The sequence below is a fragment of the Bacillus sp. NTK034 genome (assembly GCF_017303275.1).
Taxonomy (GTDB): Bacteria; Bacillota; Bacilli; order Bacillales; family Cytobacillaceae; genus Cytobacillus.
In genome coordinates this window covers 169,102-178,706 of record NZ_JAFKOJ010000010.1, presented here as the reverse complement: position 1 = coordinate 178,706, position 9,605 = coordinate 169,102, and the positions used below count along the sequence as shown (strand labels likewise).

Annotated in this window: 11 protein-coding genes; 3 read left to right on the top strand and 8 right to left on the bottom strand. The window is 34.9% G+C overall.

Features of this window, described 5'->3' with window-relative positions:
* Window positions 1-207: 207 nt before the first annotated feature.
* Window positions 208-639: a very short patch repair endonuclease gene (locus JI665_RS23745; RefSeq protein ID WP_206844887.1), complete on the top strand. Its 432-nt coding sequence runs from the start codon at window positions 208-210 to the stop codon at window positions 637-639.
* Window positions 640-659: 20 nt separating this feature from the next.
* Here JI665_RS23745 and JI665_RS23740 read toward each other — a convergent pair whose 3' ends face one another.
* Both JI665_RS23740 and JI665_RS23735 read right to left on the bottom strand, forming a co-directional pair.
* The gene (locus tag JI665_RS23740) at window positions 660-839 is read right to left on the bottom strand and encodes a hypothetical protein (RefSeq protein WP_206844884.1); all 180 of its coding nucleotides are present in this window, start codon (window positions 837-839) and stop codon (window positions 660-662) included.
* 446 nt (window positions 840-1,285) lie between these two features.
* The gene (locus JI665_RS23735) at window positions 1,286-1,591 is read right to left on the bottom strand and encodes a hypothetical protein (protein ID WP_206844882.1); all 306 of its coding nucleotides are present in this window, start codon (window positions 1,589-1,591) and stop codon (window positions 1,286-1,288) included.
* 576 nt (window positions 1,592-2,167) lie between these two features.
* Between JI665_RS23735 and JI665_RS23730 the strand changes: the two genes are divergently transcribed.
* Both JI665_RS23730 and JI665_RS23725 read left to right on the top strand, forming a co-directional pair.
* Window positions 2,168-3,271: a hypothetical protein gene (locus tag JI665_RS23730; protein ID WP_206844879.1), complete on the top strand. Its 1,104-nt coding sequence runs from the start codon at window positions 2,168-2,170 to the stop codon at window positions 3,269-3,271.
* Window positions 3,272-3,393: 122 nt separating this feature from the next.
* Window positions 3,394-3,810 (top strand): HNH endonuclease, encoded by a 417-nt coding sequence (locus tag JI665_RS23725; RefSeq protein WP_206844877.1) that lies wholly within the window; start codon window positions 3,394-3,396, stop codon window positions 3,808-3,810.
* A gap of 909 nt (window positions 3,811-4,719) precedes the next feature.
* Here JI665_RS23725 and JI665_RS23720 read toward each other — a convergent pair.
* From JI665_RS23720 to JI665_RS28740, 6 genes are all read right to left on the bottom strand, one after another.
* Window positions 4,720-5,532 (bottom strand): HNH endonuclease, encoded by an 813-nt coding sequence (locus JI665_RS23720; RefSeq protein ID WP_206844876.1) that lies wholly within the window; start codon window positions 5,530-5,532, stop codon window positions 4,720-4,722.
* Window positions 5,525-6,703 (bottom strand): AAA family ATPase, encoded by a 1,179-nt coding sequence (locus JI665_RS23715; protein WP_206844875.1) that lies wholly within the window; start codon window positions 6,701-6,703, stop codon window positions 5,525-5,527. Before JI665_RS23715 ends, JI665_RS23720 begins: the two co-directional genes overlap by 8 nt.
* 351 nt (window positions 6,704-7,054) lie before the next feature.
* Window positions 7,055-7,540, bottom strand: coding sequence for a M20/M25/M40 family metallo-hydrolase (locus JI665_RS23710; protein ID WP_206844874.1), 486 nt, complete (start codon window positions 7,538-7,540; stop codon window positions 7,055-7,057).
* Window positions 7,509-8,423: a hypothetical protein gene (locus JI665_RS23705; RefSeq protein WP_206844873.1), complete on the bottom strand. Its 915-nt coding sequence runs from the start codon at window positions 8,421-8,423 to the stop codon at window positions 7,509-7,511. The genes JI665_RS23710 and JI665_RS23705 overlap by 32 nt, the downstream gene beginning before the upstream one ends.
* Before the next feature lie 116 nt (window positions 8,424-8,539).
* A complete protein-coding gene (locus tag JI665_RS28745) occupies window positions 8,540-8,770 on the bottom strand; it encodes a hypothetical protein (RefSeq protein ID WP_244671304.1) in 231 nt (76 codons plus the stop codon).
* A gap of 20 nt (window positions 8,771-8,790) precedes the next feature.
* Window positions 8,791-9,546 carry a tetratricopeptide repeat protein gene (locus JI665_RS28740; protein ID WP_244671303.1) on the bottom strand — a complete coding sequence of 252 codons (756 nt, stop codon included), beginning with the start codon at window positions 9,544-9,546 and terminating at the stop codon, window positions 8,791-8,793.
* Between the last annotated feature and the right edge of the window lie 59 nt (window positions 9,547-9,605).

The following is a 9,605-nucleotide window of genomic DNA, read 5'->3' as shown; positions in this document are numbered from 1 at the left end:
ATAACGTCACGATTTATTTTACTAAAGTAGTAGGTTGATTGAGCAAAAGTGTAAAATCTTATCGAGCAAAAACTGTCAACTTTATTCTAGCGTTTACAAAAGTCCCCCTTTCATTAAACTTCATGTTTAGTAAAAAGTAAGTGATAAATGTTTAGATTCCTAGAAATTAGGTAGAATTAAATTATATCTCTATAAAGGAGTTCGATTATGTCTAATGAATCCAGAAGCAAGATAATGTCGTCAATAAGAGCAGTATCCAAATTGGAGTCAATGGTCACACATGAACTCTGGAAAAAGGGTTTCAGGTTCAGACGAAATGTAAAAGGAATGGTCGGTACCCCTGACATTGCTATAAAGAAATATAAAATCGTTATCTTCATAGATTCATGTTTCTGGCACTTATGTCCTATCCATGGAAGAATGCCCAAAAGCAATATTGATTTTTGGAAGAAAAAGCTTGAGCGTAATCAGGAACGAGACAAGGAACACACCCAATATTACCTTCATAAAGGGTGGCACATACTTAGGATCTGGGAGCATGAAATCAGGAAGGAATTCGATATTACAATCGAAAAAATAGCCACTTTCATAGAAGAAACAAGAGCAGTTGAAGCATCACATAAATTAAAAAGGCCATGACATTCGTCAATACCTTTCTCCTAAATCAAGATAGTCAGGACGGATATAGCCCAGTTTTTGAATGATTCTAAATTATCATCAAAAACACGTGAACCAAGCGACTTCCAAAGTTCCACTCGTTTTTTAATAGTCCAGACTCCATTTTTAAAAGTGATTGGGGTTTCCGGTTCGTATAGGATTTCTCGAAACTCCAACACCATGTAGTGCAATCCTCTCCAGTTAGTTGAGACACTATATCAATGTCCCCATCATATTTATCGTTCCAGGAACCAATAGGTTTGCAATTACCAACCGCGTAGCCGATGAATGATTACTCCAATCCTTTTGGGACTTTTCTTCGCTACTTTCCAAGGCCGGATTAACCAACTCTTTAGGGATTTTCATTTTATGAGATTCCACAAATTCAGATTTAATTTTTTGTGGGATATTCTCTGGTTATGCAACTGGCATTTTTATTTTTATAAGTTATTAGCTGTTCTATAGAGCTAACAGCTCCTCAGTACGACCTTGAGAATATTGTCCAATTAATAGATTGCAACAGGGAATGAGTTACACCTTTTATATCCACTTCATATAAAAGCAAATGGAAGCTTTAAGAAATCTCCATAATTCGTCATCAGTGAGTTCTTTATTTTAGTTAGCATTGTTAAATGAACCCTAAAAACTTCAAGTTTTTTTCTTTGTCCATCACTAGTGAAATTAGCACGCGAAATTCTCCAGATAAAGACCTCAGCATCTTTGAATGATGGTCTTGATTCAGGAGATTTCGGACATTAACTGTCTCAGTGGCACTAATCGGACCTGTAATTAAAGCTAGCTTATCTATAGATTCATTAAAAGTCTTTTTGTTATTAAAATCATTCCAGGATGCCTGAATAACTTCTCCAAAAACCTTATTTTGTTCTGTTATTTTTATTGAATGTATAGCCTGGCCAAGTAACTTAGCCTGCATACCCTCTCCAGGTTGCGTTACATAACAATTAAATTATCAGTATCAAAATCCAGGTATTTTCCTTGTAATTTTATTTCTGTAATTGGCCATGAAGGTAGACATTGTGAAAATCCGCACGTTAACATCAGTACTACAAATGAAGCATGAATACGATTTTCGAAATGATCTTCCACCACCAGTGGAATATGAATTACTCAGTTCTTTACCAGAATTGCTCATAGTACCACCCTCATTATCAAGACATTACATTGGTGGTATTTTTCATTTTTCAATAATAATTTCCAAAATTCCTGCTTGATACCATTCACTACCTATATTAATACGGATAAGTAAAAATAACTCCTCATATGAGATGGATAGATTTTACTTGTCATTCACTAAAGCATCCGTTCATGCCACATTTGCCTTTGCACGTGAAGTAAAATGTTTCGCATGTATTGTTCTAGGTATAATCAAGATAATAATTTTTTCGTTTAATCAGCTTTCGATAAACATGATATTTTTAAAAATATATTGAATAGGTTTATTTTGAGTGGAGACATTAATTATTGAAATATAAAAAGGAGGAGATTTTATTTGAAGAAATTGTTGCTTCAAAAGGTGCACCAAAAAGGGGTAGATTTTTTCTTGCTGGTTGCAGATCCAAGAGTATTGGTGTCCCTAATCAACTTTCCAGGACCAGGGGAACTCCAAGAAACACAAAGACCTTGGAGTGAACCGCGAGTTAAGGATCTAGCAAAATACATTGCTGGAAAATCTCCGATAGGAAGAATGAAAGACAAAATTGTCAATCATGAAATTAAGGCTAAGGGAATTATCCCAAACCTTCCTATCCTAAATATCTTAAATCCATTGGATATTATTGAAGATAATGGTTCCTATTATCTTCTTTTCCCAGATACTGAGGAAGAATTTAAGCAGGCATTCGGGGCAATTCAGCCGATGGATGGCCAGCATAGGTGCCTTTCGTTCTTAGACAAATATCGTGATCCAGACTTTAAGGATGCTGAAACATACCAAATGGGTTTCGTTCTCTTCAAGGAATTAAATACTTCTTTAAAACGCGAAATCTTCACTGTAACAAATTATTTGGTTGTAAAAGTAGAGGACAATGTTTTAAGAAGAATCATGAAATGGCTTAAGATTCTAATCCCGCTTGAAGAGCATCTTTACGATGTCACTGTTTTACTGAATGAAGAAGATGAATCTCCGCTAAAAGGAAGAATAAGTATTGGTGGATCAAAGGTCAAAAATGGATACAAATTGGTCCAAATTACAAGACTTCTTCAAACATCAAAGACATGGGAGACATTAGAACAACTTCCTGAAGAAAATAGATACCCTGTTATCGTGTCTTACTTAAAGGCATGGCAAAGAGCTTATCCAGAAGCCTTTAATTCAAACCGACATGTACTTAGTAAAATTGCTGGATTAAGATATATCCTTTTTTTATTTCCTTATGTCTGGCAAATCGCAAAAGACCAAAAGTTCAAATTATATGATTTGGAGAAGACTGAAAGTATTATTAGAAAATTAAAAACTAATGAGTTGCTTGATGAAGACTTCTTTGCGGATAAAGAAGCTATGCTATTATTCCGTGCCGAAACATCTACAATTGCCCTCGCAAAAAAACATGGTAATTTGTTAGAAACATTGCACGATGACTTTATTCCTGCATAGGAGTGTTCTCACTGGATAATCTAACCAAATTAATAAAAAGAAATGGTCTTGATTACGTTCAAATTAACGACCTTATGTACCAAAATATACTTCTTACAGTATTTGATAGACTAATTCATTATTTGAACAAACAACAAAGGTTAATTTCTTTTAAAAGGAAAATTCTTTCTTGTGGTTCAATTAAAGAAGAAATTTCGGTATATGAAAATATTCTAAATAAAATTACTGAAATAGATTTGTCTGAAGTTGAAATTCTCCAAATAAGAAAGTGGATGAATGCATCATTTACCAAAAGCCCCAACAGAATTAAACTAAATGATTCAGAAAAAAAGTCAATTTTGCAAAAACAAGAGTTTAAGTGTAGAATTTGTCCCATTGAAATTAATGAAAAAATCGCACACTTTGACCATGTTATTCCATTTAAATATGTAGGTGATGAACTTGCTGATAATTTTCAAGCACTTTGTGTAAATTGCAGTCTCTCTAAGGGCTCTAACCCTATTGAATTCTTTACGAGGTTTCTAAATAAGAAAATTTAAATTAAAAGGAAAACTGTCCTATCAAGTATATATTGGGCAGTTTTTTGATTTTCCAGCGGACATGGAATCTGCAAATTGGGCCAGGCGTTTTGAGAAAGAAGGGTTCGACCATGGCACCTTCCTTTTTTTCAAGAGCTCCTTTCCCAATCCCTTTTGTGCTGGATTAGTGAGCGGGAGGATGGCTGGTGGGACCTGTTTCAGAACCGAGAAAATATTTTGTTCAACACCCTCGCGAAAACTGCGGCGGTAGCCGACAAAGTCTTCCTGCCCATCATCTCGGATGTGATCTATCGCTTCATCACCCGGTGTACACTTGATTTTGATGCTCCGAACGTTGAAGTCCTTTCCGATTACCTGAAGGATTTCCTTCACACTTGAATGGAAGGAGAGACGGTCACCTGCTTATCGAGAAAGGGGGACTTACGGTAATTGAGAAGGACATTCAGCGATATTTTCTTGAAAGCGGGGAAACCAAGGTCTCCTATACCGTCCTCCAATCTTACCTGGAAACACAGGGAAGGTTCACATGTTTCTCTTTCAGAGTATAAACAAGCGAAACGTCCCCTAATTTCCCGACGACTCAACCTAAAATCAACACAAAAAAGGCTGATATACCTTGAACACTTTTAATTTTTTCTATCCAGAGAACCTTGATATATTTCTTTATTTAGTGCCATAGGAGAGATTCGAACTCGAGACCGCTTAAGGTGTTCATTTTGAAAATTCGTCAGCACACCTGGATTACTAATGTCTTTCAATCTCGAGGAATTCTAACATTGAACGAACCCAGTTAAAAATTCAACTTCTTACATAATTATGTATCTATATAAAAAGAAAAAAGTAAAAAACAGACATTATAGATAAAATAATTACAGCGTTTTTTATTTTTAGAAAAGTATGACAAATATATCATCTAGATGTCAACAAACGGGCAAATTTAGCAGTCCGATTTCTATAAGCCAATGTTTTTTTTAAGTTTGTGTCTATAGCCAATTCACTTATTACATTAAATTTTTCTTGTAGTTCCTCATTCCATAAATCTTCTAAGTTTAAAATATCTACTATGTATATGAATAATGGATTATTAATGATTGCAGTCGCAACAGTTGCGGAATAAGATGCACTTGGCATTGCATCTTCTAATAAGTTTTCTAGAGCGCTCATAAATGTATTTTTGTTTTGAGTAGTCCTCTGTTTATTATTATGATATCTTTCCACATTTTGATAAATATTATTTAGTGAGTCCAGAACAGCATTAACAATATCTAACCGTTGTTGAACAAGTTTACCCCTATCGTTTAATAATATTTCATTTATTGTATTTTCACCCGCCTCTGTAATAGGATAAAATCTGCCTTCATATAATACCAGGTGATCACGCGGAACCATTTCTGAAGGATTAATAAATGGATTTAATTTAGTATTAAAGGTTGATTTATTTCCATTACACCTTTTACAACTCGGAAGAAGATTCTCCCAGTTAACTACTTCTAATGGATAATGGCTTTTATCATGGAAATGTTCCACTTCCATATATTTTGATTCAACATTTATCTTACACTCACAATATATACATTTTGAGTGAGAACTTGATAATAATGCATTTTCTATATAATGTTGCTTCCAGACTGAACCTTTTTCATTAAGATATTTATTAGTAAGTTCCTTTTGTTTTTCGAATGTTAATTCTTTAGGACAACTTAATTTATTTGTTTTAATCAATTTCTAACCCTCCTAGTGACCCTAGTTGGATTTTAAATACCTTGCGTAAATGGTTGGCAGGATGTAATAGTTTATCTATTTCGTTATAGCTTTCAGTTGCTTTTTTTATATCTAGATTATCTAAAGCCTCATCAAATTCTTTCAAAATGTGATAATATAATTCAGAATGTGTATTTTTAAGACCCATTACATCTTGTAAAATTTCTTCAATTGTCCATCCTTGATACCCGTATTCACTACTTTCTGGAAGTTCACGAACGTAAATTTTTCCTTCTTCATCTAGTCCTAAAGGGATAATTTCCCCTTGATCCGCATTTTGTATAACATGAGGACTATGAGTTGTAATAATAATTTGGGCATTTGGAATAAGCCATTTAAGTATATCAATAATTTTAGTTTGCCATTCTGGATGTAAGTGGAGGTCAATTTCATCTATAAGAACTATACCATCAAAATCCTCAACAGACATACTCAATCGATGCTCAATATTCCTAACTATTCCAAATAAAATATTAAAACAGGCTTTATATCCCGATGAAAATGAATCCATATCAATAGTACCGTATTGTGTTTTTAGTAGTATCTCAACAGTTTTAATAGGCCGATTCGTAAACTCATTAAATACATCCTTCTCGTTAGCTGCTTCAAAATACACATTAGGATCAAGTTTACTAAATATCCTTTTGGATAAATTAAAGTTCTTTAATTTATTTTCAATTACGTCCGTTTTCTTAAAATAATTTCTATAGAACCAACTTTTCATAGCATCATAACTCGATCTAATTGATTCCCTTCCCTCCTGGCCAATTGTAAGAGGAAGTGTGCCTACTTGCTGTCTTTGGGAGATGTTAAAATATATAATCTTTTTACGATGTACCAATCTATTCGCATTTTCCTCATTGTCAATTTTTGGTATTTGATAATCGTAATTCTCTACTTGACCATCACTATTCACAGTTAAACTAATAGCGCTTTTTTCGGTATCCATTTTAGTTCTGATAAGTGAAACACGTGGTGAAAAATTTCGGGAAAATTGGTTAATACAGTTTAAGATTGTTGTTTTACCTATTCCATTTGTCCCACATAATATATTTACACCAGTTTTAAAATTTAAGGTTAGACAGGAAATCGAATTAATATTATTAATATAAATGCTCTCAATCTTAATCATAAAACCCTCCATTAACTAATATAGAATTATCATCGAATTACCTAAAATACTCTCCAACAAAATAGCGTTATTAACCTTACCATCTGATTATCTTCAACCAGTTCCAGTAATAATCTTTGTTTTATCTTTTTAAAAAGAGTATTTCCTTATAAATCTTATAACGATATTGAATTATTTTAAAGTAGGATAAGATCTTTAATTTAAATAAAAAGCTACTTTACCAAATAAAATCGATATTTCATTAAAAAACTTAAAGTACAAGAGGAGAACACCGAGACGATTCTCATGTTTATCTTTCAGAGTATAAACACCGAACTATCCCCTAATTTCCTAGTTTAGAGAAACCAATAATTAGTTTGGAAAATGCAAATTATTTCTGTCTCTTCCTGTCAAAGCTCCCCTAAGCTCGAGTCCCCTCTCAAAAACCGTGTCCACCAGCTTCACCGTATTATAACAACCCTCCACATCCAGCTTCTCATCACTGGTATGCTCATTAAAACAACCAACAGATAAATTAACAATCTGTATCCCATGTGAAGAAGCCCAACTCCAGGTGTCACTGCTTCCTCCATTTGTGCATTTCCAATTCTTCAATCCCGCTTTTACTGCTGCAGCCTCAAAAAACTGTCCATATCTTTCATCACAGAACGGAATGTACCCACCATATGAAACTACAATATCCCCAGTACCGCGACGATTTAAAACAATTGCAGCATCAACGTCCCAGAGGAAGTATTCATCAACATGCTGTGCCCCCACCAGCCCGATTTCTTCCTCTACAGTTAAAATAAATTTCACAGTGCCTCTAAAGCTGCTTTTTTCCAGGTTCTTTGCCATTTGAAGTAACTGTCACACCGGCACGGTCATCTGCACCAAGAATGCCGGAGCTGCTGGTCCAGATGTTTTTTTCTTTTAATATGATTCTGCCTGGTTCAATCGGCACTACAGTATCCAAATGGGCATTTAATAGAATAGTCGGTCCATTGCCGCCTCTATAGCGTTTTTGAGCGAGGATGTTGCCTTTGCTGTCAAAAGTTAGGTGATCAACAAGAGGAGCAAGAATCTTTTCTGCATGCTTTCTGATTTTGCCTTCGTTTCCGCTTTCTCCGTTTATGTTTAGAAGTTCCTCCAGCTGATCAAAAAACAGCTGCATATCGATTTCTTCCGTTTCAAGTTCCAGGGTGGTTGCATCTATGTTCAAAGCTTTTTCAGCTAATTCTAAAAGATCCTCTCTGGAATGCGGCAGAATCAAGTGCTGGTTTCTGACTCTGACTTTTTTATCGGAAATGATGCTGAAAAGTTTTGCCGCTTTATCCATAGATACACCAGGACGAAAATTGATGGAAGCATATCTTATTCCATTGACATCGCAGCTTCCCATAGTAAATAATTTTAGACGGTTTAATTGACGGACCATGCCGCTGATATACAAATCCAATTCCCTGATTTTCGGTTCTTCTTTTTCAGCATCGAACCAAAGCCCTTCTCCGTACCCTCTATGAGGGAAATCAGCTGCAGCTAGCCACTCTTTCTCAGTAACAGGCTCAAAGTGAATAGTAAGAAGAAAATGCTGACGGGAGAAGTTTGCACCTGCTTTTTGAAGACACTCAATTAGGAACTCTATATTTTCTTCTGTTTCATTTAAAAGATAAAAGTCATTTTTTGAGTACTCTCTCACAGTAAACCCTTGACGAATGAATATTGTATTCCAGCTTTTCATTCAACATCATCTCCCTTTCGTGAATGTAACTTTATTATCACAAAAAGGCGATGACAGCCCTGTCATCAGCTTACATAGTCATTCGCAAAAGCGTAATCAATCCGCAACAGAACAATCTATGGAATCGTTTCGTTAAAATAATAGGCTGTTTCTCCCTGGTACTGTTTAACATCGATAATGTCAGGAATATTTAATGTTTTCAGCCGAGTTCTGAGACGTTCTATTGATTTAATGAAGGTATTTTTCTTAACTTCTCCGTCAGTTCCGGTCCTTCCAAAAAAGTCCTTCATCGTCATTCTCGTGCAAGGATTCTTTTCATTAGATGACAGCAGAAAATGCCTGATCATATTAGCCTGACCCGGAGTAATTATGGTCTCTTCCCCATTAAAGAACAGGACATTTTCGCGATTATTAAAATAAACGACAAGCGCATTGTTTTCCCCATCTTCGGCAATTTCCTCGCAAGTGTCTCTCGATCAGGTCTCAATATGTCCTTTTGTAATTTTATAAAAAACATGATTCTTTTAAGCTGCTCATTATCCCTCAGTGTTTCAAATAATGGTGAAAGTGCTAAATCCGGGAGCTGCTTTGCTGAGTAGTAAGAGAAATCTCCCATTGCTTCATAAGTTGACCTTGCCACATATAAAGCACTGTTTGCCAGATACATATGTGCGTGAAATACATGCTGCTGATTTAGGCTAAAGCTTGGGTAATCCCCTAATTTATGATAATTCAATGCCTCTTGAAAATACCGTACAGCTTGGCTGAAATCGCCTTGCTTATAAGATAAGAATCCTAATCTATAATAGGCAATCGGAATATTTTTCTGATATCTTAATGCTTTTGTTAAGGATGAAATAGCAACTCGATCATCCTTAGAGTTGTTCATTTTTAAATATGTACCGTATTTAATTAGATAGGAAACAAGCAGTTTTTTTTTATACTTTAGCGAATATTCGTGCATTGCTCTATCTATTTTTACTAGTGGAATTAACCTTTTATACATCTCTTCATAGACATTTACTAGTTTGGCGTAATAACCATAATCACTCTTTTCTCCCTTTTCATGCAATTCTTGTTCAAGGTCCTCAAGTTCTTCAAGAGTTAAGTCTCTTAATCTCATATTTTCACTCATCCCCTTACCGAATAACCTAAAATTGTGAAAATTGACAAACTAGCACC

What these genes read in the sequence shown, in the direction of transcription:
- JI665_RS23705 (WP_206844873.1), bottom strand. Translation starts at nt 8,423, where the DNA reads ATGAAAAGCTGGAATACAATATTCATTCGTCAAGGGTTTACTGTGAGA.
- JI665_RS23715 (WP_206844875.1), bottom strand. Translation starts at nt 6,703, where the DNA reads ATGATTAAGATTGAGAGCATTTATATTAATAATATTAATTCGATTTCC.
- JI665_RS23745 (WP_206844887.1), top strand. Translation starts at nt 208, where the DNA reads ATGTCTAATGAATCCAGAAGCAAGATAATGTCGTCAATAAGAGCAGTA.
- JI665_RS28740 (WP_244671303.1), bottom strand. Translation starts at nt 9,546, where the DNA reads ATGAGATTAAGAGACTTAACTCTTGAAGAACTTGAGGACCTTGAACAA.
- JI665_RS28745 (WP_244671304.1), bottom strand. Translation starts at nt 8,770, where the DNA reads ATGATCAGGCATTTTCTGCTGTCATCTAATGAAAAGAATCCTTGCACG.
- JI665_RS23710 (WP_206844874.1), bottom strand. Translation starts at nt 7,540, where the DNA reads ATGGCAAAGAACCTGGAAAAAAGCAGCTTTAGAGGCACTGTGAAATTT.
- JI665_RS23735 (WP_206844882.1), bottom strand. Translation starts at nt 1,591, where the DNA reads ATGCAGGCTAAGTTACTTGGCCAGGCTATACATTCAATAAAAATAACA.
- JI665_RS23740 (WP_206844884.1), bottom strand. Translation starts at nt 839, where the DNA reads ATGGTGTTGGAGTTTCGAGAAATCCTATACGAACCGGAAACCCCAATC.